This window comes from Luteimonas sp. WGS1318, from assembly GCF_043187535.1.
Classification (GTDB): Bacteria; Pseudomonadota; Gammaproteobacteria; order Xanthomonadales; family Xanthomonadaceae; genus Luteimonas.
The window spans coordinates 3,737,377-3,760,181 of the sequence record NZ_CP171131.1 but is presented as its reverse complement, the minus strand read 5'-3'; the positions used below and the strand labels follow the sequence as shown (position 1 = coordinate 3,760,181).

General features: G+C 70.6%; 23 protein-coding genes. 14 read left to right on the top strand and 9 right to left on the bottom strand.

The window, feature by feature from the left end; genetic code table 11:
* The first annotated feature begins 212 nt into the window (after positions 1-212).
* The 5 genes from rpmH (at position 213) to ACF3M1_RS17200 (ending at position 5,171) form a co-directional block, all read left to right on the top strand.
* Complete coding sequence (gene rpmH / locus ACF3M1_RS17220; RefSeq protein WP_047138036.1) at positions 213-353, top strand: 50S ribosomal protein L34; 141 nt, start codon at positions 213-215, stop codon at positions 351-353.
* A gap of 57 nt (positions 354-410) precedes the next feature.
* Entirely contained in the window at positions 411-827 is a 417-nt protein-coding gene (gene rnpA / locus ACF3M1_RS17215; RefSeq protein ID WP_394002742.1) for a ribonuclease P protein component, read from the top strand.
* 13 nt (positions 828-840) lie between these two features.
* Positions 841-2,556, top strand: coding sequence for a membrane protein insertase YidC (gene yidC, locus ACF3M1_RS17210; protein WP_394002740.1), 1,716 nt, complete (start codon positions 841-843; stop codon positions 2,554-2,556).
* A gap of 70 nt (positions 2,557-2,626) precedes the next feature.
* Complete coding sequence (gene mnmE / locus ACF3M1_RS17205) at positions 2,627-3,970, top strand: tRNA uridine-5-carboxymethylaminomethyl(34) synthesis GTPase MnmE (RefSeq protein WP_394002739.1); 1,344 nt, start codon at positions 2,627-2,629, stop codon at positions 3,968-3,970.
* A 133-nt stretch (positions 3,971-4,103) separates the two neighbouring features.
* A complete protein-coding gene (locus tag ACF3M1_RS17200) occupies positions 4,104-5,171 on the top strand; it encodes an energy transducer TonB (RefSeq protein ID WP_394002737.1) in 1,068 nt (355 codons plus the stop codon).
* A 116-nt stretch (positions 5,172-5,287) separates the two neighbouring features.
* On the opposite strand, the gene ACF3M1_RS17195 is transcribed toward ACF3M1_RS17200, so the two are convergent.
* The 5 genes from ACF3M1_RS17195 to ACF3M1_RS17175 all read right to left on the bottom strand — a co-directional run bounded on the left by ACF3M1_RS17195 (position 5,288) and on the right by ACF3M1_RS17175 (position 9,670).
* Positions 5,288-6,472, bottom strand: coding sequence for an ABC transporter permease (locus ACF3M1_RS17195; protein WP_394002735.1), 1,185 nt, complete (start codon positions 6,470-6,472; stop codon positions 5,288-5,290).
* A complete protein-coding gene (locus ACF3M1_RS17190; protein WP_394002733.1) occupies positions 6,469-7,215 on the bottom strand; it encodes an ATP-binding cassette domain-containing protein in 747 nt (248 codons plus the stop codon). Before ACF3M1_RS17190 ends, ACF3M1_RS17195 begins: the two co-directional genes overlap by 4 nt.
* A gap of 127 nt (positions 7,216-7,342) precedes the next feature.
* Positions 7,343-8,869, bottom strand: a complete 1,527-nt coding sequence (locus ACF3M1_RS17185) for an alpha/beta fold hydrolase (RefSeq protein WP_394002731.1) — start codon at positions 8,867-8,869, stop codon at positions 7,343-7,345.
* Positions 8,866-9,066 carry a helix-turn-helix transcriptional regulator gene (locus ACF3M1_RS17180; protein WP_394002729.1) on the bottom strand — a complete coding sequence of 67 codons (201 nt, stop codon included), beginning with the start codon at positions 9,064-9,066 and terminating at the stop codon, positions 8,866-8,868. Before ACF3M1_RS17180 ends, ACF3M1_RS17185 begins: the two co-directional genes overlap by 4 nt.
* Before the next feature lie 22 nt (positions 9,067-9,088).
* On the bottom strand, positions 9,089-9,670 hold the full coding sequence (locus ACF3M1_RS17175) for a hypothetical protein (RefSeq protein ID WP_394002727.1): 582 nt from the start codon (positions 9,668-9,670) through the stop codon (positions 9,089-9,091).
* 347 nt (positions 9,671-10,017) lie between these two features.
* On the opposite strand from ACF3M1_RS17175, the gene ACF3M1_RS17170 reads away from it, so the two are divergent.
* Entirely contained in the window at positions 10,018-10,215 is a 198-nt protein-coding gene (locus ACF3M1_RS17170; protein ID WP_394002726.1) for a hypothetical protein, read from the top strand.
* A gap of 76 nt (positions 10,216-10,291) precedes the next feature.
* On the opposite strand, the gene ACF3M1_RS17165 is transcribed toward ACF3M1_RS17170, so the two are convergent.
* Entirely contained in the window at positions 10,292-11,485 is a 1,194-nt protein-coding gene (locus tag ACF3M1_RS17165; RefSeq protein WP_394002724.1) for a hypothetical protein, read from the bottom strand.
* A gap of 243 nt (positions 11,486-11,728) precedes the next feature.
* Positions 11,729-12,439: an FAD-binding oxidoreductase gene (locus tag ACF3M1_RS17160; protein ID WP_394005313.1), complete on the bottom strand. Its 711-nt coding sequence runs from the start codon at positions 12,437-12,439 to the stop codon at positions 11,729-11,731.
* A 185-nt stretch (positions 12,440-12,624) separates the two neighbouring features.
* Between ACF3M1_RS17160 and ACF3M1_RS17155 the strand changes: the two genes are divergently transcribed.
* The 5 genes from ACF3M1_RS17155 to ACF3M1_RS17135 all read left to right on the top strand — a co-directional run bounded on the left by ACF3M1_RS17155 (position 12,625) and on the right by ACF3M1_RS17135 (position 17,500).
* On the top strand, positions 12,625-13,596 hold the full coding sequence (locus tag ACF3M1_RS17155; protein WP_394002723.1) for an ABC transporter ATP-binding protein: 972 nt from the start codon (positions 12,625-12,627) through the stop codon (positions 13,594-13,596).
* Positions 13,593-14,408, top strand: coding sequence for an ABC transporter permease (locus tag ACF3M1_RS17150; protein ID WP_394002721.1), 816 nt, complete (start codon positions 13,593-13,595; stop codon positions 14,406-14,408). Before ACF3M1_RS17155 ends, ACF3M1_RS17150 begins: the two co-directional genes overlap by 4 nt.
* Positions 14,409-14,507: 99 nt before the next feature.
* The gene (locus ACF3M1_RS17145) at positions 14,508-15,887 is read left to right on the top strand and encodes a YfcC family protein (RefSeq protein ID WP_394002719.1); all 1,380 of its coding nucleotides are present in this window, start codon (positions 14,508-14,510) and stop codon (positions 15,885-15,887) included.
* Between the two features lie 58 nt (positions 15,888-15,945).
* Positions 15,946-16,902: a 2-dehydropantoate 2-reductase gene (panE, locus tag ACF3M1_RS17140; RefSeq protein ID WP_394002717.1), complete on the top strand. Its 957-nt coding sequence runs from the start codon at positions 15,946-15,948 to the stop codon at positions 16,900-16,902.
* A gap of 67 nt (positions 16,903-16,969) precedes the next feature.
* Positions 16,970-17,500 carry a hypothetical protein gene (locus tag ACF3M1_RS17135; protein ID WP_394002715.1) on the top strand — a complete coding sequence of 177 codons (531 nt, stop codon included), beginning with the start codon at positions 16,970-16,972 and terminating at the stop codon, positions 17,498-17,500.
* Between the two features lie 16 nt (positions 17,501-17,516).
* Here ACF3M1_RS17135 and ACF3M1_RS17130 read toward each other — a convergent pair whose 3' ends face one another.
* Positions 17,517-20,276: a M16 family metallopeptidase gene (locus ACF3M1_RS17130; RefSeq protein WP_394002713.1), complete on the bottom strand. Its 2,760-nt coding sequence runs from the start codon at positions 20,274-20,276 to the stop codon at positions 17,517-17,519.
* A gap of 84 nt (positions 20,277-20,360) precedes the next feature.
* Here ACF3M1_RS17130 and ACF3M1_RS17125 point away from each other — a divergent pair, with 84 nt between their 5' ends.
* Positions 20,361-21,053, top strand: coding sequence for a pseudouridine synthase (locus ACF3M1_RS17125; protein ID WP_394002711.1), 693 nt, complete (start codon positions 20,361-20,363; stop codon positions 21,051-21,053).
* A 30-nt stretch (positions 21,054-21,083) separates the two neighbouring features.
* Here the strand turns inward: ACF3M1_RS17125 and ACF3M1_RS17120 are convergent, their stop codons facing one another.
* Positions 21,084-21,590: a DUF2059 domain-containing protein gene (locus ACF3M1_RS17120; protein ID WP_394002709.1), complete on the bottom strand. Its 507-nt coding sequence runs from the start codon at positions 21,588-21,590 to the stop codon at positions 21,084-21,086.
* 114 nt (positions 21,591-21,704) lie between these two features.
* Between ACF3M1_RS17120 and arfB the strand changes: the two genes are divergently transcribed.
* Positions 21,705-22,115: an alternative ribosome rescue aminoacyl-tRNA hydrolase ArfB gene (arfB, locus tag ACF3M1_RS17115; protein WP_394002707.1), complete on the top strand. Its 411-nt coding sequence runs from the start codon at positions 21,705-21,707 to the stop codon at positions 22,113-22,115.
* 33 nt (positions 22,116-22,148) lie between these two features.
* Positions 22,149-22,757, top strand: a complete 609-nt coding sequence (locus ACF3M1_RS17110; protein WP_394002705.1) for a lysophospholipid acyltransferase family protein — start codon at positions 22,149-22,151, stop codon at positions 22,755-22,757.
* The last annotated feature ends 48 nt before the right edge of the window (positions 22,758-22,805 follow it).

The following is a 22,805-nucleotide window of genomic DNA, read 5'->3' as shown; positions in this document are numbered from 1 at the left end:
CATTCGCGATTTCGACAAAGCGGGTACCGCCACGCCGAAGCGCGGAGACCGGTACCGGGAGAAGGGCAGGCAGACTATCATGCAGCCGCCGAGCGCCGGCCCGGCTCCCGGCGCGGCACGGCGGATCCCGCCATCACGCCGGCTTGACCGGACCGCGGCAAGGCCGCTAGAATTTCCGGTTCCTTTTTGTCGCGTTGCCCAAAGGCATCACCATGGCTACCAAGCGCACCTATCAACCCAGCAACCTCAAGCGCAAGCGCGACCACGGCTTCCGTGCCCGCATGGCGACTGCAGACGGCCGCAAGATCCTCGCGCGTCGCCGCGCGAAGGGCCGCAAGGTCCTCTCGGCCTGATCCTGCCGGGCCGGTGAGCTGCATCGTCCTGCTCATCTGCCGAACCGCGTCCGTCCAGTGAACGCACGTGCCCGCTTCCCGCGGCACGTGCGTGTTCGTGCGCGTGCCGATTTCGACCGCATCTTCGCCGACGCCAAGCGCACCGCATCGCCGCTGCTCGCGGTGCACCTGCTGCGCGAACCGGGGCCTGCCCGTCTGGGCCTGGCGGTCTCGCGCAAGGTCGACCGCCGCGCGGTCGGTCGCAACCGGATCAAGCGCGTGTTGCGCGACGCCTTTCGCCATCTGCAATCGCAGTTGACGCCGGGCAGCTATGTCGTCGTGGCCCGTCCTGCCGCCGCTGCGGCCGACGGTGTAACGCTGCAGGCCGCCTTCGTGTCGGCGCTGCGCCGAGCACGCGCGTTGCCGCCCGACGCCCCGGACGGCACAATGCCCGCCTCCCCGATTTCCCCTACGCCGGCATCGCCCGGCGCATGAGCCTGCCTGCCCGATGAACCAGATTCGTACCTTCCTGATCCTCGCCTGGCTGATGGTGGCCGTGTTGTTGTGGATGGAGTGGGGGAAGGAAAAGACCGCCGCCGCCCAGCCGCAGACCAGCGCCGCGCAGGCGGTGCCCTCGTCGGCGACGGTGCCGACGCCGCAGGTGGGTTCGGCCGCGGTGCCGACGGCGCCGACCGATGCCGCGCCGGTGCCGGCGGTATCCACGGCGGCGAGCGATGCGGTTGCGACCGGCGCGGCGCGCCAGGTGGTCGTGCAGACCGACGTGCTGCGGCTCGTGCTCGAAGGCGGCAATGTGGTCCAGGCCGATCTGCTCGGCTATCCGCAGACGCGTGACGACGGCGCGCCGCCGGTGCGGATGTTCGACACCGATCCGGCGCACTTCTATGCCGCGCAGAGCGGCTGGGTCAGCGGCAACAACGCCGCGCCGAGCCACGAGGGCGCGTTCGTCCCCGAAGGCAGCACCACGTCCTTCGCGCTGGCCGATGGCGAGAACACCCTGGTCGTGCCGTTCGTGTGGACCGGCGACGACGGCGTCACGATCCGCCGCAACGTCGTGCTGACCCGCGGCGACTACGCGATCGAAGTCCGCGACGAGATCGCCAACGCCGGCAGCGCACCGTGGCAGGGCTTCGCCTACCGCCAGCTGATCCGCACCGCGCCGGCGGTCAAGCGCGGCATGACCAATCCCGAGTCCTACAGTCTCACCGGCGCGACCTGGTTCGGCAGCGAGATCGGCTACGGCCGCCGCCAGCTGGGCGACTTCGAAGGCGACGGTCCGCTCAATGCGCGCGACCGCCAGGTCTGGATCGCGATGGTCCAGCATCACTTCTTCAGCGCATGGATTCCGCGTCCGGACGACACCGGCGAGATCTCGATGCAGGTCGACCGCAGCAGCGGTGTGCCGCGCTACCTGATCCGCGAGCTCGGGCCGCCGGTCGCGGTCGCGCCGGGCCAGCAGGCCGCGACGAGTGCGCGCCTGTGGGTCGGCCCCAAGCAGGTCGACCTGATCCAGGCCCAGGGCGTGCGCGGGCTCGACCGCGTCGTCGACTACAGCCGCTTCTCGATCTTCGCGATGCTCGGCGAAGGCCTGTTCTGGATCCTCGCCAAGCTGCACGGCCTGATCGGCAACTGGGGCTGGTCGATCATCGGCCTGGTGTTGCTGGTGAAGCTGGCGCTGTATCCGCTGTCGGTCGCCCAATACAAGTCGATGGCGAAGATGCGCAAGTTCCAGCCGCGCATCGCCCAGCTCAAGGAGCGCTACGGCGACGACAAGCAGAAGTTCCAGATGGCGATGATGGAGCTCTACAAGAAGGAGAAGATCAATCCGATCGGCGGCTGCCTGCCGGTGCTGCTGCAGATGCCGGTGTTCTTCGCGCTGTACTGGGTGCTGCTGGAATCGGTGGAACTGCGCCATGCGCCGTGGATGCTGTGGATCCAGGATCTGACCGCGCGCGATCCGTACTTCATCCTGCCGGTGCTCAACATCGCGATCATGTGGGGCACGCAGAAGCTCACGCCGATGGTCGGCATGGATCCGATGCAGCAGAAGATCATGCAGCTGATGCCGCTGGTGTTCGGCGCGATCATGATCTTCTTCCCGTCCGGCCTGGTGCTGTACTGGGTGACCAACGGTGGTCTCGGCCTGCTGCAGCAGTGGTGGATGATCCGCCGCTACAGCGAGGCGCCGGTGCCCGCCAAGGCCTGACCGCCGCTGCATGCGATCCCGTCACGAGCCCGCCCTTCGGCGGGCTCGTGCGTTTAGGCAGAATCCCCGGATGACCGAGCGCACACACGCCACCGACACCATCGTCGCGATCGCCACGCCCGCCGGCGCCGGTGGCGTCGGCATCGTGCGCCTGTCGGGCCCCCAGGCGCGCACGATCGCCGAGACGGTCTGTGCGCGTGCCCTGCGCCCCCGCCACGCCCACCACGTGCGCTTCCACGACCACGACGCGGAGGTGATCGACGACGGCCTCGCGCTGGCGTTCGCCGGTCCGGCGAGCTACACCGGCGAGGACGTCGTCGAACTGCAGGCGCACGGCAGCCCGGTCGTCCTGCAGCAGCTGCTCGCCCGCTGCCGCGCACTCGGGGCAAGGCTCGCCCGGCCCGGTGAATTCAGCGAGCGTGCCTTCCTCAACGGCCGGCTCGATCTGGCCCAGGCCGAGGCCGTAGCCGATCTGATCGCCGCGGGCGACCTGCGCGCGGCCCGTGCGGCCCGGCGCTCGCTCGACGGCGTGTTCTCGCAGCGCTGCGAGGCGCTCGCCGCCGGACTGCTGCACGTGCGCGTGCACGTCGAGGCGATGATCGATTTCTCCGACGAGCCTATCGACGCGCTCGGCGGCGACGAGGTCGCCCGGCGGATCGCCGGCCTGGCCGACGACCTGGCGGTGCTGGAGCAGGAGGCCGAACGCGGGCGCAAGCTGCGCGACGGCCTGCACGTGGTCATCGTCGGGCCACCGAACGCGGGCAAGAGTTCGCTGCTCAACGCCCTGGCCGGCAGCGACCGGGCGATCGTCACCGACATCGCCGGCACCACCCGCGACCTGCTGCAGGAAACGGTCCGCATCGGCAGCGCCGAGCTCACGCTCGTCGACACCGCCGGGCTGCGCGAGGCGGGCGACGCGATCGAACGCGAAGGCATGCGCCGCGCGCGGGCGGAACTGCAGCGCGCGGACCTCGCGATCGTCGTCGTGGACGCGCGCGATCCGGTGCGCGGGATGGCGGCCGTTGCCGACGACGTGGCCGGCGTGAGTGACCGCATCGTCGTCCACAACAAGATCGATCTCGCCGATGGCACGGCGGTCGTCGGCGACGACGCGCTGGCGGTCTCCGCGCGCACTGGCGCCGGCCTCGATGCGTTGCGCGCCGCCCTGCAGCGTCGGCTGGAGGCCGACGGCCCGGCGGACGGCGCGTTCACCGCGCGCCAGCGCCATGTCGATGCGCTGCGCGACGCCGCGGCCGCGCTGGACGATGCCGCCGCCACGCTGCGCGGCGAGGCGCTGGAACTGACGGCCGAGGCGCTGCGCGCCGCGCACGACGCGATCGGCGCGATCACCGGGCGCACGCGCGCCGACGACCTGCTCGGCCACATCTTCTCGAGCTTCTGCATCGGTAAATGACCGGGCGTCGCGCGTGTCCGAGCGTGAACCGCAGCACGGTTCGTGCATCGAACCGGGTGTCGTCACCCGCCGTACATGCAGGCAAAGGTTGACAAATCGACGCCGCTGCCGCGTCCTACGCAATCTTGCAGACATGCATCCTTGGGGAAAGATGATGGTCTCGAAGCATTCGACGTCCGCCCGGCCGTCGCGGGCGCGTCTGGCCGCGGCGCTCTGTGTCGCCGTCGCGCTCACTGCCTGTGGCAGCCAGGACGACGCAGCCACGCCCGCGGCGTCCGGCGGCGAACCGGCCGCGGTCACCCAGCAGGCCGCCGAACAGGCCGCGCGCCAGCAGCAGGCGGCCGACGATGCGATCGCGGGGCTGTCGCTCGACGAACTGCGCACCGCCGCGAACGCCGCGTACCAGGAAAGCCGGCTGTACTCGCCCGCCGGCCAGAACGCGATGGAGTACTACCTCGCCGTACGCGAGAAGGAAGCCGGCGATCCCGCCGCCTCCAGTGCGCTGATCGACCTGTTGCCGATGACGGTCATCGCCACCGAGCAGAGCCGCGACCGCGCCGACTTCGCCGAAGCACGCCGCCTGCTGGGCCTGATCGAACGCACCGACGCCAACCATCCGGCGCTCGAGCGTCTGCGCGCGAGCATCACCACCGCCGAGGAGCAGCTCGCGCGCAAGACCGAACAGCAGCAGCTGACCGCCGAGCAGGAAGCGCAGCGGCAGCAGCAGCTCGAGCGCGACCGCGTCCAGCAGCAGCAACAGCAGCAGGCCGCCGCCGCCCAGCAGCTGGCGCAGCAGCAGCAAGCCGCCGCCGAACAGGCCGCGCGTGACGAGACCGCCCGACAGGAGGCCGCCCGCCAGGAAGCCGCGCGCCGCGAGGCCGCCCAGCAGGAAGCCGCGCGCCCGGCGCCAGCGCCCACGCCGGCACCCGCTGCGCAGGCACCCGCCCAGCTGCGTCCGCTGAGCACGCCGGCCCCGCGCTATCCACAGGAGGCGTTGCGCTCGGGCACCTCGGGCGAAGTGCAGGTCGAGTTCACCGTCGGCGTCGACGGCTCGGTGACCAATGCGCGTGTCGTGCGCGCCGATCCGCCGCGCACCTTCGACCGCGAGGCGCTGACGGCCGTGCGCCGCTGGCGCTTCGAGCCGGTGCCCGCGCCGGTGACCACACGACGCACGATCGGGTTCTCCCCGGACAGCAACTGAGTCCGGCCCGACCCGCGACATGAAAAACGCCCGGCCGAAGCCGGGCGTTGTTCTGTGCGGAGGCGGCGCGTGTCAGCGCTTGGCCGCCTCCCGAAGCAGGCGGGCCGTGAGGCGGCTCATCCCGCCACGGCCAGCCGCTCCTGCTGGTAGCGGCGCACCGCCGCGAACCACAGCAGCCCGGCCAGCGTCAGGCTCGCCACCAGATACAGGGCCCAGACCTGCATCGCGATCGGCTCGGCCCGGATCACCTTCAGCAGCAGCTGGTTCTGGGCCAGGAACGGCACCGCGAACTGCCACAGCTCGGTCTTGATCGGGTTCATCATCAGCACGAAGCTCGGCACCATCGGCAGCAGCATCAGCCAGACGATGTGGCTCTGCGCCTCCTTCATGCTCTTGGCGGTCGCGGCGAGGAACGTCAGCAGCGAGGTGCCGATGAACAGCATCGGCAGCAGCACCAGCAGCATCCGCCCGATCGCGGCGAAGCTGACATCGAGCATCCGCGCCGTCCCGCTGCCCATCTGCGCACTGAGCTTGAACGCCAGCAACGTCAGCAGCAGCGAGGTGATGCCGATCATGCAGGCCGCGGCGATCTTGCCGCTGACGATCGCGCCGCGCGCGGCCGGCGTCGCCAGCAGCGGTTCGAGCGACTGGCGTTCGCGCTCGCCGGCGGTGGCATCCAGGATCAGGTAGGAGCCGCCGATGAAGCTCGACAGGATCAGCAGGTACGGCAGCAGGATCGACAGCATCACGCCGCGCTTGGCTTCCTCGGTCGCCAGGTCGCGCGTGCCGACCGCGACCGGCTGCACCACCGCCGGATCCACGCCGCGCGCGAGCAGACGCAGTGCACCGACCTGCTGGCCGTAGCCCGCGACCGCGGCCCGCACCCGCGCGGCCGGCGTCTGCGCATTGCGACGCGTGCTGTCGCTGATGATCTCCACCGTCGCCGGGCGGCCGGCATGCCAGTCGTCGGCGAACGACGCGGGAATCTCGATCGCGACATCGATCTGCTGCGCGGCGATCGCCGCATCGAGGTCGGCCGGCGGATCGATCGCGCGGATGCCCAGCGTGCCGAGGTGCGCGACGAGATTCGGCGCATGTTCGGCCCCGATTACCGGCACCTCGAGTTCGCGGTCGAGTTCGGTCTTCATCCTCGACTCGGCCATGTACTGCATACCGAACATCATCAGCGGATACATCAGCGGACCGAGCAGCAGGGCCATGAACAGCGTGCGCCGGTCGCGGCCGATGTCCAGCAGCTCCTTGCGCGCCACGCTCCACATCCATCGCAGATTCGTGCTCATGCCAGCAGACCCTCGTCGGTGCCGATCGCGCTGACGAAGGCGTCCTCGAGGTTGTCGGTGCCGAAGCGCGCGCGCAGTTCGTCGGCGGTGCCGTCGGCGACCACGCGGCCCTTGGCGATGATGACGATGCGGTCACACAGCGCGGCGACCTCCTGCATGATGTGGCTGGAGAAGATCACGCAGCGGCCGTCGTCGCGCAGCTTGAACAGGAACTCGCGCATCGCGCGCGTGGTCATCACGTCCAGGCCGTTGGTCGGCTCGTCGAGGATCACGTTGCGCGGGTCGTGCACCAGCGCGCGGGCGATCGCGGTCTTGGTGCGCTGGCCCTGGCTGAAGCCTTCGGTCTGACGGTCGAGGATCTCGCCCATGTCGAGCTGGTCGCTCAACACGCGCGTGCGCTCGGCGATCTGCGCCTTGGTCAGGCCGTGCAGCTCGCCGAAGTAGCGGATGTTCTCGCGCGCGGTCAGGCGTTTGTACACGCCGCGCGCATCCGGCAGCACGCCGAGCACGCGGCGCACCGCGGCCGGATCTTTCGCCGCATCGATGCCGTCGACCAGCACCTGGCCGCTGTCGGGCTTCATCAGCGTGTAGAGCATGCGCAGCGTCGTCGTCTTGCCGGCGCCGTTGGGACCGAGCAGGCCGGTGATGCGGCCGTCCTCGGCAGTGAAGTCGACGCCGTCGACGGCCTGGACCGTCCCGGTCTTCGTCTTGAACGCCTTGTGCAGGTGATGGGCGGTGATCATCGATGTAATCCGGGAGTGGGAATTCGGGACTGGGGATTCGGACGGCTGGCGGAGCTTGGGCAGATGGCAAGAGGCCTGGAGATCGGGCGCGTTCGAATCCCGATTCCCCAATCCCCAATCCCGGCCCTCAAGGCTCCCACCCATTGAAGCTCGTGAACGGCGACACCGGCCGCATCGCGTCGAGACACGTGGCGTCGAGCGCGGCGGCGTCGGTGCTCTCGACGAACTGCGCCAGCAGCTTGGGCATGCAGCCCAGGGCCAGCGTGCCGTGGCCCTGGCCGGCGAGCACGAGATGGCGACCGTTCGGCAGATCGGCGAGCACGCGTTCGCCATAGGCGGGGGGGGTGACCGGATCGAGCGCGCCCGACAGCAGCAATGCCGGCACGTCGGACTGCAGCGCGGCGGTGTGGTTCGCCGGCGGCGCGCCGGCCGGCCAGGTGCGGCAGGCGCCGAAGAACAGGCGCGCGAGTTCGGGCCCGAGCACGGTGTCGGCCGCACGCGCATCCTCGCGGTAGCGGCCGGCGTCCTCGGCGCAGATCACCGACCACTGCATGCCGCGCGTCATCTGTCCGCCGACGTTCTGGTTCATCAGCTGCGACAGCGCCATCAGCGGCGCGTAACGGCCCTGGCTGGCCTCGTCGAGCATCAGCGGCAGCAGTGACGCGGTCTGCGGTGCATAGGAGAACAAGAAGGCGAGCCCGGACACGGTATCGGGGGTCACCATGCCGTCGCGCTGCGCGCCGGTGGTGGGATCGCGATAGACCACCGGCGCCGGCGCGCTGCGCAATGTCGCCAGCACGCCGCGCAGCTGCGCCTGCAGGTCGGTCGGGAAGCGTTCGCGACAGGCCGTGTCCTGCGCGCACTGCTGCGCCTGCAGGGCCAGCGCGTTCTCGAACGTCTGTGCGAATTCGCCGCCGACCACCAGATCGTTCGGCGCCACGCCGTCGAGCACCAGGCTGCGCGTGTGTTGCGGATAGGCCATCGCGTACTGCTGCGCGACACGCGTGCCGTAGGAGCCGCCGATCAGGTTCAGCTGCTCGGCGCCGAGCGCGGCGCGCACGGCGTCGAGGTCGCGGATCGCGTTTGCCGTCGTGTAGAAGCGGGGATCGGCGCGTCCGTCGAGCCCGGCGAGACAGCGGCCGACGTAGGCGTCGAGATCGGCATCGGTGGGGACCGTCAAGGCGTCGAGTTCCATCGGCGCGCCGTCCGCGTCTACGCAGTCCAGCGGGTTCGAGCTGCCGGTGCCGCGCTGGTCGACCAGCACGATGTCGCGCTGGCGGCGCACTTCGCGCAAGGCGCCGTTGATGTGCGCGGCCAGTTCGCTTGCGGCCTGGCCCGGTCCGCCGGCGAGGAAGACCACCGGATCGCCGGTGCCGCCGTCGCTGCCCCCGGCCGGCAGCCAGGCGATGTTGAGACCGATCCGGCGGCCGTCGGGCGCGTCGGGATTCTCGGGAACGTCGAAGGTCGCGCATTGCGCTTCGACGCGCGTGGCGGCATTGCCGCCGTCGAGCGTGCAGCCGTGGAACGGGATCTGGCCGAACAGGCGCGCCGGGCGTGCGCCGTCGGTCGCGTCGGCCGCCGGTGCACCGCCACCGCAGCCGGCGAGCGCAACGGTCGCGGCCATCGCCAGCAGGGAGAGTCGCGTGGGTCTCATGGAACGTCCTCGAACAGGAAAATGGATTCGATGGGCTCGCCGAATTCGCGTGCGATCCGGAACGCCAGCGGCAGGCTGGGGTCGTACTTGCCGGTCTCGATCGCGTTGATCGTCTGTCTCGATACCTCCAGACGTTCGCCGAGCTGGGCTTGTGACCAGCCCTGCGCCTCGCGCAGTTCGCGTACCCGGCTTCTCATCGGCGCGCGTCCGCGACCCGGCTCACCGGTAGCGCCGCGCGACCACGAGCTTCGCCAGCCCGTAGACGCCGCAGATCGACGGAAACACCCACAGCATCGCGGCGCTGGCCGGCACGTCGATGACCTGTGCGCCCTGCAGGAAGCCACCGGTCATGTAGGCCAGCGAGACACCCGCCGCGGCGATGCAGATCGCCTCGAGTTCGATGCGTTGCTGCAGTTCGTCGATGTCGCGGATGTAGCCGACCATCGCGCGCAGCACGAACGCGATCGGCGGCACCGGCAGCAGGGCGACCAGGGCACGCAGCCCCGCGCCCTCGATCTGGCGCAGCAGCAGCAGCGAGACGATCAGCAGCCCCGCATAGGCCGCCATCGCGACCACCAGCGTGCGCGTGTAACGACGCCGGACCTCGGGCCGCGCGGCGCTGCAGTCGCCCGCTCCGGCGGCCGATGCGGCGATGCCGGCGATCAGGGTCGCGATGACGAACAGCAGAGGGGCCAGCCAGGACGGCGCGCCGGACAGCAGCAGCCGGATCGCGACGGCGGCGCCCATCAGGGCGAGGGACAGACCGAACAGGGGACGACGGAGGCGGGACGTAGTCAGCATGGCCGTGTGTCAAGTGAGCTTGACAGCGAGCATCGCGGCTCGCTCCATGCGTGTCAAGCAGCCTTTACACACGAGCCGCTCGCTCGCACGCGAAGGGGTGTTCACGGGAGAGCCTCATCGCGCGCCAGCGCGCTCCTACACTGACTCGCCACGCACGACGTCGGTCGTCAGGCGGCCCGCCACACCGGTAATCCGATCGAGCAGGGCCCGTGCGCATCCGGTCACGCATGCCATCTGTAGGAGCGCGCTCGCGCGCGAAGGGGCGTTCACGGTATAGCTTCTTCGCGCGCCAGCGCGCTCCTACACGGACGCGTCGCGGAAGGCGCCGACGATTGGAAGCTCGCCGCATGGGCAATCCGATCGAGCGGCGTGCGCATCCGGTCACGCATGCCATCCGTAGGAGCGCGCTCGCGCGCGAAGAGGCCTTCATGGGACACCTTCTTCGCGCACCAGCGCGCGCCCACACGGACGCGTCGCGGAAGGCGCCGACGATCGGAAGGCTCGCCGCATGGGGAATCCGATCGAGCGGCGTGCGCATCCGGTAAGACATGCCGTCTGTAGGAGCGCGCTCGCGCGCGAAGGGGCGTTCACGAGACAGCGTCTTCGCGCGCCAGCGCGCTCCTACACAGAAGCGTCGCGCAAGGCGTCGAGGCGTTCGAGGATGATCAGGCGGCTCGCCGCATCGGGAATCCGGTCGACCTGGGCCCGTGCGCGCTCGACATGCGAGACGACCGCCGCACGGTCGCCGTCGAGGTGCGCGATCTCCGCGTCCAGCCACGCCCGGTACGGCGACAGATCCATCAGCCCGCCTTCGCAGTGCAGCCGCCAGGCCGCCACCAGCCGGCGATCGCCGACCAGCAGGGCCGCATGGCTGGCGAGGGTGACCGCGATGGCGCTCTGGAAAACCGGCGGGGCGCTGGCGAACGCGTCGGTCAGTGCCAAGGCATCGGCGCGTGCGCCATCCGTATCGCGTGCATCGATCGCGCGCGACAGCCGCAGCATCCGCGCCGACTGCCGCAGGCCGGCGCTGGCGACGGTGCCGTCGTCCGCCGGCATCGCCGCGGCCGGCCAGTCGCGCGGGCGCACGCCGGCCAGGCTCAGCGCCATCAGCTGGTTGAGCTGCAATTGCAGCGCGGCATCCGGCGTGCGGCGCAGCAGGTCGAGCAGGCCACGTCCGTCGGACCGCCATCCCTGCATGTGCAACGGAATCAGGTTGCCCAGGCCGAGCGTCGCCGCGCCCAGCGCCACGCCGATCAGTGTGCCCGCCAACCACCCGGGCATCGGCAGCCACGCCACCAGGGCCGCCAGCGCGGCCGTGGTCAGCAGGTTCGCCAGCGGACCGCCGGACAGGAACACCATCTGGTCGACACGCGACAGACCGCGCTCGCCCTGTGGCAGCAGCGCCGCGAACCCGCCGATGCCGCGGATGCCGCCGCCGTTGCGCCAGCGCCAGCGATCGTCGCCGCCGCGCTCGCAGCGCAGCGGCCCCACGCCGAACGCGATCGCGTGCATGCCGCGCGCCAGCCCGGCCGTCGCGTGGCCGGCCTCGTGCAGCACGGTGTTGGGCCACAGCGACAGGAAGAAGCCGGCCAGTACTGCGTACCCCGCCGTCGGTGGCAGCCAATCGAGCAGCGGCAGGCCGACGAAGGCGACGCCGGCACCGACCACGCCGCCACCGAGAAATCCCCCGACGACCGGCAGCAGGCGACGCCACCAGGGCCGTGTCGCCTGCGGGACCTCAGGCGCGGGCGGCATCAGCGCGGCGATCTCGGGATCCTGGGTCATGCGCGTGGCGGCGTCCATTCGTGTCTTCATCGCCCGCTGTCGATTCCCGAAGACCCTGTGGCGACCAGCGCACTGCGTGCAATGCTCGCACATGGGCCGTCCGCATCACGCGGCCGACGGTCGCCTCGCGCCGTCAGCCCGTGGCCCGTGGCCCAGCCGAGCCTGGCGACGTCGCCAAGCGGGCATTCGACAAGGATGTGCGGCGGCGCTGCACAGCAGGCGCCGAACGCGCCGCCGTGCCCCGCGCGCGGACGCCGCGGCGTCCGCTCCGATCTATTTGCTGCTGACGTACTTCTCGCGGCGGATCAGCGGCACCGGCAGGCCCGCGTCCTTCAAGGCGTCGAACGCCGCGTCGACCATGTTCGGATTGCCGCACAGATACGCGATGTCGCCATCGGCGGACGGCGCGAATTCCGCGAGGAACTGCTGCACGTAGCCGTGGCGCACGTCGGCGTGTGGATTCGCCGGCAACTCGCGCGAGAAGCATGGCACGAAGCGGAAATTCGGATGGGTGTCGGCGAAGGCGCGGAAATCGTCGCCGTAGACCAGCTCGTCGGGCGCGCGCGCGCCCATCAGCAGCACGACCTCGATGCCGCGCTCGGCGATCGCCCGCTCCAGCAGCGGCAGCATCGCCCGATACGGGGTTACACCGGTGCCGGTGCCGATCAGCAGATAGCGACGGTTGGTGTCCTGCGGCATCAGGCAGAAGCGGCCGAACGGCCCGCTGGCGCGCACGCCGTCGCCGAGCGCCAGGCCTTCGAACAGCGCGGTCGCGGCGCCGCCGGGCACGTAGCTGACCGCGATGTCGACCGCTTCGCCCGGGCCGATCGCATGGTCGTGGATCGTCGCCAGCGAGTACGAGCGCTTGGTCGCGGTGCCGTCCGCGTACTCGAAATGGATCTGGATGAACTGGCCCGGGATGAAATCGAGCGGCTGCCCGTCGTCGCGGACGAAAGACAGGTGGGCGACGGTCGGCGCGATCATGCGCCGGCCCGTGAGCTTGAGCGGGAACTGCTGGATGGCCACGAATTCAACCGGATCGGAACGGGAGCCGGCCGCGGAGCCCGGGCAACGCAACACTGCATCGCGAGGCCGGCTGCGGCCGGGCGCCTATACTAGCGCCTTCGGCCGCGGCTCCTCGCGGACCAGGCTCCCGGATTCCACGGACCATGACGCAACCCCACGTGTCGCCGGCCAATGCGCCGGCTTTGTCGGTGCGCGATCTGCGCAAGACCTACGCCGGCGGCGTCGAGGCGCTCAAGGGCATCTCGCTCGATGTCGCGCCCGGTGATTTCTTCGCCCTGCTCGGCCCCAACGGCGCCGGTAAATCCACTCTCATCGGCATCATCTCCTCGCTGGTCAACAAGACCTCGGGCGAGGTGCGGCTGTTCGGCACCGACCTGCACACCCGCCGCGACGAAGCGATGCGCCTGATCGGCCTGGTGCCGCAGGAGATCAACTTCAACTTCTTCGAAAAGCCCTTCGACATCCTCGTCAACTACGCGGGCTTCTACGGCATCCCGCGTGCCGAGGCGATGGTGCGTGCGGAAGAGGAACTCAAGCGCGCGCAGCTGTGGGACAAGGCGAAGACGATGTCGCGCACGCTGTCGGGCGGCATGAAGCGCCGGCTGATGATCGCCCGCGCGATGATGACGCGCCCGCGCCTGCTGATCCTCGACGAGCCCACGGCCGGCGTCGACATCGAGATCCGCCGGGGCATGTGGCAGACGCTCAAGGAGATCAACGCCGCCGGCACGACGATCATCCTGACCACGCATTACCTGGAAGAAGCCGAGAGCCTGTGCCGCAACCTCGCGATCATCGATCGCGGCGTCATCGTCGAGCAGGGCCCGATGCGCACCCTGCTGTCCAAGCTCGACGTCGAGGGCTTCATCTTCGACATCGACGGCACGCTGCCGCCGGCGTTGCCGCCGATCGAAGGCGCCGTGCTGCACGCCACCGACGACCACACGCTGGAACTCGACATGCCGCGCGCGATGGATCTCAACCGTGTGTTCGCCACGCTCGACGGCGCCGGCATCCGCGTACGCTCGATGCGCACCAAGTCCAACCGGCTGGAGGAACTGTTCGTGCGCATGACCGGCCCCAACGCCGCCTCGCAGCAGGAGACCGCGGCATGAGCACCCACACGACGCACACCGACGTCGCCGCGGTCGAAGGCACCGCGCAGCGCCACTGGGTCGCGCTGTACACCATCGCCCGCCGCGAGATCGTCCGCATCCTGCGCATCTGGGGCCAGACCCTGGTGCCGCCGGCGATCACGATGACGCTGTACTTCCTGATCTTCGGCGGCCTGATCGGCGCGCGCGTCGGCGAGATGGACGGCATCCGCTACATGGATTTCATCGTCCCCGGCCTGGTGATGATGAGCGTGATCCAGAACAGCTACGGCAACATCTCGTCGAGCTTCTTCGGCGCGAAGTTCGGCCGCCACGTCGAGGAACTGCTGGTCAGTCCGATGCCGAGCTGGGTGATCCTCGGTGGCTACGTGGCCGGCGCGGTGACGCGCGGTCTCGCGGTCGGCGTCATCGTGCTCGGCATCGCGATGCTGTTCACCACCGTGCGTATTCCGCATCCGGTCGTCACCTTCGCCACCGTGCTGCTGGGCGCGACGATCTTCGCCCTGGCCGGCTTCGTCAACGCGGTCTACGCGAAGAAGTTCGACGACGTCGCCATCGTGCCGATCTTCATCCTGACGCCGCTGACGTATCTGGGCGGCGTGTTCTATTCGGTCTCGCTGCTGCCGGGCTGGGCCGAAACCGCGACCCACGCCAACCCGATCTTCTACATGGTCAACGCGTTCCGCTACGGCCTGCTCGGCGTCAGCGACGTGTCGCTCGGTGTGTCGTTCGCGCTGATGATCGGTTTCGTCATCGCCCTCGGCGCGCTGGCGCTGTGGCTGCTCAAGCGCGGGATCGGCTTGCGCAGCTGACCGATCCCGCCGCGATGGTCGAAGCCCCCGGCGGGACACGCCGCCGGAAAAACCGCGTGGGGTAGCATGGCCGGTCACTCGCTATCGGCAACCGCGCCTGTGACCACACGTTTCCGCATCCCGCATACGCTCGTCCTGCTGTTCCTGATCATGATCGCGGCGCTGGTCGCGACCTGGCTGCTGCCGCAGGGCAGCTTCACCACCGAGGCCGACGAGGCGGGCCGGATGATGGTCGTGCCGGGCACGTATGCCGTGCATGCCGAACGCGTGTGGCTCAGCCCCGCTGCGCTGTTCACCTCGGTGCCGCGCGCGCTGGCCGATGCGCAGGCGATCATCTTCTTTCTGCTGATCGTCGGCGGCGCGATCGCGGTGCTGCGCGCCACCGGCCTGATCGATGCGCTGCTGGGCTGGCTGCTGCGCACGCTGGGCGGGCATCCGGCGCTGCTGATCCTGCTCGGCACCGCCGCGTTCGCGGCCGGCTCCGGCACGCTCGGCGTGTCCACCGAATACATCCCGTTCGCGGCGGTGCTGGTGGCGCTGTGCCTGGCGATGCGGCTGGATGCGATGACCGCGATGGGCATCATGATCGGTGGCTACGTGGTCGGCTACGGCGTGGCCTGGACCAATCCATACACGGTGCTCGTCGCGCAGGACATCGCCGAACTGCCGCCGACCTCGGGCATCGGCTTCCGGCTGGCGCTGTTCCTGCCGTTCGTGCTGATCGCCGCGCATCACGTGTGGCGCTACGCACGCCGCGTCGCCGCCGATCCCGGCGCGAGCCTGATGGTCGGTGTCGACAGCGCAGCGCCGGCCGCCGCCGCCGACCATCCGCCGTTCGACCGGCGCCATGCGGCGATCGCCGTCGTCGTGGTCGCCGCGGTCGTGCTGATGGTCTACGGCATTTCGCAGCGCGGCTGGTATCTCACCGAACTCGGCGCGCTGTGGCTGGTGGTCGCACTGGCCGCAGGCCTGATCGGCCGCCTCGGCGTGGACGACACCGCGCGGCGCTTCGCGGCGGGCGCCGCGGAACTCGCGGTGGTCGCGCTGCTGGTCGGCTTCGCGCGGTCGATCGCGTTGATCCTCGAAGACGGCCAGGTGCTGCACACCATCGTGCACGCGGCGTCGATGCCGCTGTCGCGGCTGGGGCCGGAACTGTCGGCCGTGGGCATGCTGCTGATGCAGACGCTGATCAACTTCTTCATCCCGTCCGGCTCCGGCCAGGCGTTCGCGACGATGCCGATCATGACCCCGCTGGCCGACGTCGCCGGCGTCGAGCGCCAGGTCGCGGTGCTCGCGTTCCAGTTCGGCGACGGCTTCGCCAACCTGATCCTGCCGACCAATATCGTGCTGATGGCGATCCTCGGCATGGCCGGCGTGCCCTACGACCGCTGGTTCCGCTTCGCCTGGCCGCTGATGCTGAAGCTGATGGCGGCCGCGTCGATCGCGCTGGTGATCGCGGTGTGGATCGGCTACGCCTGACGCCCCGCATGCAGCGCAGGGCCTGACGCCCACCACCACCGCCGGCTACCATCACGGCATGCGAATTCTTGTGCTCGGCGCCGGTGGCACCGGCGGTTACTTCGGCGGTCGCCTCGCGCAGGCCGGTGTCGACATCACCTTTCTCGTGCGTCCGGCGCGCGCGGCGCAGCTGGCGCGGGACGGCCTGCAGCTGCGCAGCGCACTCGGCGATGCCGATCTGCAGGTCGCGCACGTCACCGCCGATGCGCTGCCGGCGCTCGCGGGCGAACGCCCGTTCGATCTGGTGCTGCTGAGCTGCAAGGCCTACGACCTCGACAGCGCGATCGAGGCCGTCGCGCCTGCGGTCGGCGAAGGCACGGCGGTCATGCCGATCCTCAACGGCCTGCGTCACTACCCGGTGCTCGACGCGCGGTTCGGCGCCGACGCCGTGCTCGGCGGCCTGTGCTTCATCAGTGCGGTGAAAGGCGAGCACGGCGAGATCGTGCATCTGCCGTCGCCACCGTCGATGACCTTCGGCGAGCGCGACGCCGCGCGCAACGGCAGCGCGCGCACGCGTGCGCTGGAGGCGGCCTGTGCACGCGCCGGGGGCTTCGACGGCGTGCGCAGCGACGCCTTCCTGCAGGCCGCCTGGAACAAGTTCGCCTTCCTCGCCGCGCTGGCCGCGGCCACCTGCCTGATGCGCGCGAGCATCGGCCGTATCGTCGAAGCCGACGGCGGCCCGGCCTTCCTGATCGCATTGCACGACGAATGCCTCGCGGTCGCCGCGGCCGACGGGCAGGCGATTCCGGCCGACGCCGCGCAGCAGGCACGCGCGCTGCTGACCAGGGCCGGCTCGACGGTCACCGCCTCGATGCTGCGCGATCTCGAATCCGGGCAGGAGGTCGAAGCGGCGCAGATCGTCGGCGACCTGGTCGAGCGCGCGCGCGATGCAGGCGTGCGCACGCCGCATCTCGAGGCGGCCTGGGTCCACCTGCAGGCCTACCGCAGCCGTCGGGCCACGCCGCAGACGCCGTGAGCCCGGCGACCGCGGCTTCGCGCCGCGGCTGCTAGGGTCGACCGATCCGCCCCCCAAGGAGCTTCCCGTGACCCATCCCCGCCTCCGCACACTCGCGGGCATCACCACACTCGCCGCCACGCTCGGTCTCGCCGCGTGCGCCGAAACCGCCCCGCAGCCCGCGGCCGAGACCGGCGTGCAGACCGAGGCCATCGACGACACCCGCACCGTGCCCTCAGAAGCAGCGCGCGCGCAGCAGTCGGGCGACGCCGCGACCTCGCCCGAAGGCACGCCCGGCGCGACCGCGCCGATGGATGGCGGGCCGCCGGCGGCGATGCTCAACCAGCTCGCCGGACTCGGCGGCGCGATGCATGCCGCAGTCGAGCTGTGCGACCCGAGCGTCGGCCCGGCCCAGCTCGCCGACGCGCGCGAACGCCAGCAGCAGGAATTCGTAAACCTGGGCGGCGACGCCGCCACGTTCGAGCAGGAGTTCACCACCGCGCACGGCCGCGTGCAGGCGCAGTACCGCAGTGCGACGCCCGCCCAGCAGCAGCAGATGTGCGCCGAGCTGGAGCAGATGTCGCAGCAGGTGCCGACGCCCACGCCGCCGCAGGGCTGATCGTCGCGCGTCCGCGTCAGTCCGCGGACGCGTCCGTGCCGGCACCGGCGGCGGCGTCGAAATCGCCGCCGATGAACACCGACAGCTGCGCCGGATCCAGATGCCGTGCCATCGCCGCGCGGACATCGGCCGGCGTCAGCGCGCGCAGGCGATCCTCGAACGCGGCCGAGAACGCCATGTCGCGGCCGAGATAGAGGTTGTCGTTGAGCATGCCGACCAGCTGCGCATCGTTGGCGCGCGAGGTCCGGCGCGCGCGCAGCAGGCCGTCCAGGGTGTCGGCGAGTTCGTCGTCCGGCATGTCGGTCTCGCGCAAGCGCTGCAGTTCCTCGCGGAACGCGATCTCCAGCTGCGCCATGTTCTCCGGCGCGGCGATCGCGTAGCCGCCGAAACTGCCGACCGGATCGAACGCGTTGGCGCTGAAGTTCGAGCTCACGCTGTAGCTCAGGCCCTCGCGCTGGCGGATGCGGTCGGCCAGCCGCGACTTCATGCCGCCGCCGCCGAGCACGTGATTGCCGAGCAGCAGCGCCGGGTAGTCCGGATGGTCCTGGTCCAGGGCCAGCGCCTGGCGGGCCATGAACACCGCATTCGGCCGGTCGGGCGTGGGCAGGCGCACGTGTGCGGGCGGGCGCGGCGCGGCCGGCAGCGGAATGCGCGCGAACGGCGTCGCCGGTGTCCAGTCGCCGAACAGGCGTTCGAGTTGAGCGTGCACGGCCTCGGCATCGACGTCGCCGACGACGGCGATCGTCGTGCCCGGGCCCATGCCGTAGAACGCGCGATGGAACGCGCGCAGCGCATCGATATCCAGCGCCTCGAGCGCGGCAATGCGCTGCTCGAACGTCGGGCTGTGGTAGGCGTGGCCGGGCGGGAACGGATCGAAGTGCCGCGCCATCGCCTGGTTCGCCAGCGCGCCTGGCTCGGTCATGCTGCCGCGGATGCCGGTGATCGCCTGGGTGCGCAGCTGGGCGAATTCCTGTTCGGGGAAGGTCGGCGTGCGCAGGATCGTCGCCACCAGGTCGAGGATCGCGTCGACATGGTCGCGGTCGGTGCTCGCACCCACGCTGACTGCGGTCGCGTTGCCGCCGACCGACAGCGTCGAGCGCAGCCGGGTGAGTTCCCGCGACAGACCCGCGCGGTCGAACTCACCGGCGCCGCGCATCAGCATCGCGCCGGCCATCGAACCCGCCTCGGCCTGCCCGTCCAGGCTGGCCTCGTCGCCCAGGCGCACCGTCATGCGCAGCTGCACCGCGCCGCCGCGCGTGGACTTGCCGAGCACCGCGAGCTTGGCGCCGTTGGCCAGCGTCCACGTGCGCGTGCGCATGTCGATGTTGGCCGGCGACGCATCGAAGGCCTCGCCCGCGGCCAGCGCCGGCCGGCCCACGTAATCGGCGAGCAGCGTCTCGGCTGATGGCGGCTCGGGAATGACCACGCGGTCGGTGCGGTCGGTCGGCACGAAGCGGCCGCTGGTGCGGTTGTCGGGCTTGAGGTAGGTCGCCGCAACGCGCGTGACATCGTCGACGGTCACCGTCTCCAGCCGGTCGCGGGCCAGCAGCAGCAGGCGCCAGTCGCCCTGGGCGATGGCTTCCGACAGCGCCACGCCGACCGAATTCGGATCGCGCATCGCACGCGAATACCCGGCGAGCAGGCGGTCGCGGGCCTCGGCCACCTCGGCCTCGGCGAACGGCGTGGCGGCCGCGTCCTCGACACCGGCCAGCAGGGCCGCCTGCAGCGCGTCGATGTCGGCGTCTTCCGGCGCTTCGACCAGGAACGCCAGATAGCCGGCCTCGTCGAGCGCGTACGGCGTGGCCGACACGCCGGTGGCCGCGCCGCGTTCGACCAGCGTGCGATGCAGCCGCCCGCCGGGCGTGTGCCCCAGCACCTGGGCCAGCACCGAGAGGGCCGCGCTGTCGGGATGGCGTCCGGCGGGCGTGTGGTAACCGGCGGCGAGATACGGCGTGCGGCCGATCCGGCGCACCTCCACGTGCCGCGCGCCGTCCTGCGCGGGCTCGCGCGTATAGGTGACCGGCAGCGCGCGCTCGGGCCGCGGCAGCGCGCCGAAGCTCGCGCCCACCTGGGCCAGCGCATCGGCTGGGTCGAAATCGCCGGCGATCACCAGCACCGCGTTGTCGGGCTGGTACCAGGTGCGATAGAACGCCTGCAGCCGCTCGATCGGCACGTTCTCCACGTCGCTGCGCGCGCCGATGGTCGCGTTGCCGTAGTTGTGCCACTGGTAGGCCGCGCCCATCACCCGCTGCATCAGCACGCGCGTCGGGTTGTTCTCGCCCGATTCCATCTCGTTGCGCACCACGGTCATCTCGCTGTCGAGATCGGTACGCGCGATGTGCGAGTGGACCATGCGGTCGGCTTCCATCCGCAGCAGCCAGGCCAGGGTGTCGGGATCACTGGAGAAACTGGCGAAGTAGTTGGTGCGGTCGAACCACGTCGTGCCGTTGTAGCGGACGCCGCGCGCCTTCATCTCGCCGGGGATGTCGGGATGCGTGGGCGTGCCCTTGAACACCAGGTGTTCGAGCAGGTGCGCCATGCCGGTTTCGCCGTAGCCCTCGTGGCGCGAACCCACGCGGTAGGTCACGTTGACCGTGGTCACCGGGCTGCTGGGATCGGGGAACAGCACCAGCTGCAGGCCGTTGTCGAAACGGTACTCGGCGATGCCCTCGGCGCTGTGCACCGGCGCATCGATCTGCGGCGCGGCGGAGGCGGGCAGCGCCGCCCCCGCGGCCAGACAGACGGCGAGCAGGCAGACGCGGAACCGGCACAGCATGCGGCGTTTTCCCTTTTGCGGAGACGATCGCCGAAAATAGCAGATCGCGCGCGGTGGTCCGGGCGCCCGGACAGGAGACCCGCGATGATCGAAGTGCGCTACGCGGACGACACGCTCGCCGTGGTCGACAAGCCCGCCGGGCTGATGGTCCACGACAGCAAGCTCGCGCGCGACGAGCACGATTTCCTCGCCGACCGTCTGCGCGAGCAGTTCGGACGTCCGCTGTTCCTGGTGCACCGGCTCGACCGCGCGACCAGCGGCTGCCTGCTGCTCGCGTTCGATCGCGAGACCGCCAGTGCGCTCGGCACGCAGTGGATGGCGCGCAGCGTGGAGAAGCATTACCTGGCGATCTGCCGCGGTTGGCCCGAGGGGGAAATTCTCGTCGACCACCCGCTCGACGGTGGCCCCGGCAAGCCGGTCAAGAAACCGGCGCAGACCCGCTTCACCCGGCTGGCGACCACCGAGCTCGCGCTGCCGTCATCGGGCTTTCCGACCTCGCGTTATGCGCTGCTGCGTGCCGAACCGCTGACCGGGCGCTTCCGCCAGATCCGCCGGCATCTCAAGCATCTGTCGCATCACCTGATCGGCGACACCAGCCACGGCGACGGGCGCCACAACCGCCATTTCCGCATGCTCGGCATCCACCGCATGCTGCTGCACAGCGAGCGGCTGGTGTTCGACCATCCGCATACCGGGCAGCGCCTGTGCATCGAGGCGCCGCCGGGCGACGAATTCGCCCGCGCGCTGATGCTGTTTCCGGGCACCGCGACGGGGTGAGCGTCGCGGTGCGCGTGGACTCAGCCGGGCTCAGTCGGCCGCTGGCGCAGCGCCGGACTCGAGTTCCGTGCGCAGATCGCGTTCGAGCTGCTGCAGCATCGGAATCACCAGCCGCTGCACCGCGGTCATCGTGTTCTGCATCAGCAGCGGCATCTTGTCGAGCAGGTTCTGGCCGGCCGGGCTGCTGTAGAAGCTCACCATCGCCTCGGTGTCCTCGGCGGTGAAGGTCTCCATGTAGATCTCGCGGTAGATCGGCTGCAGCGAGTCCCACGACAGCGCCGACTCGACCGCGCGCAGCGACGACGCCGCGGCACGCAACGCGGCCTCGCGCTGCTGCGGATCGGCATTCTCGGTGAGCTGCATGATCATCTGCTGCTGCGAGGCCATGACCTGCGGAATCAACGCATTGGCGGTCTGCTCGGCCCGCATCACCTCCAGCAGGCGATCGATCTGGGCTTCGCTCGGCGGCGCGGCCATTGCGACCGGTGCGCAGAAGGCGAGTGCGAGCAGGGCGGCGAGGTGGAGGCGACGTGCCATCGGAGAACTCCGTTTGTCCGTGAGTGGGGCGCTACTGTAAACCGTGCGCGCGGAGGCGCCGGCGCTGCACCACACACACGGCGCCCGCCGGGCCAGCGTCTACAATCGCCGCCGATGACCACGCCGCCCGCCATCCCGGAAGAGGAACTCGTCGAGCGCTTCGTGCGCGCGAGCGGGCCGGGCGGGCAGAACGTCAACAAGGTGGCCACCGCGGTCGAACTGCGCTTCGACATCGCCGGCTCGCCGTCGTTGCCCGAGCCCGTGCGCGCACGGCTGCTGGCGCGGCGCGACCGTCGGCTCACCGATGCCGGCGTGCTGGTCATCAACGCCCAGCGCTTCCGCACCCAGGAGCGCAACCGCGAGGACGCGCGCGAGCGCCTGGCCACGTTCGTCGCCGCCGGCTACGTGGTGCCCAAGGCACGCGTCGCCACCCGGCCCACGCGCGGATCGAAGGAACGACGGCTCGGCGCCAAGCGCGAACGCAGTACCATCAAACGCGGTCGCGCCGTGCGCGACTGGGACTGACCCGCCCTTGCAGGCCCCCTGCGCCGAGGACGCATGAGCACTTCGAAGTATCCGTTCCTGATCCCTGTTCCGCCCCGCGCGCCGCGGGTCAAACCCAGCCGCCTCGCGCGCTGGATCGGACGCACCATCCTGCGCCTCGGCGGCTGGCGCCTGATCGGCGATCTGCCCGACGAACCGCGCCTGGTGCTGATCGGCGCACCGCACTCCTCGAACTGGGACGGGGTGTGGGGCTTCGCCGCCAAGGCCGCGCTGGGCCTCGACATCCGCGTGCTGGGCAAGGATTCGCTGTTCCGCGTGCCGGTGCTGGGCTGGGCGCTGCGCGGCCTGGGGGTGATCCCGGTCGACCGCAGCCGCGCTTCGCGCGTCATCGAACAGGCCGCCGCGGCGATCCACGGCCCGGACCCGTTCTGGTACGGCCTCGCGCCCGAGGGCACGCGCAAGCGCGTCGAGCGCTGGAAGGGCGGCTTCTGGAAGATCGCCAAGGCGGCCGACGTGCCGATCCTGCGCATGTACTTCCACTACCCGGACAAGGTCATCGGCTTCGGCCCGCTGTTCCATCCGAGCGACGACCTCGACGCCGACATGGCCGAGATCCGCGCCTGGTACGCGCCGTGGATGGGCAAGAACCGCGGCACGGTCTGAGCCGCACCCGCATGCCCGGCCACGCGCCGGGTGAGGGCGCGTCGGCCG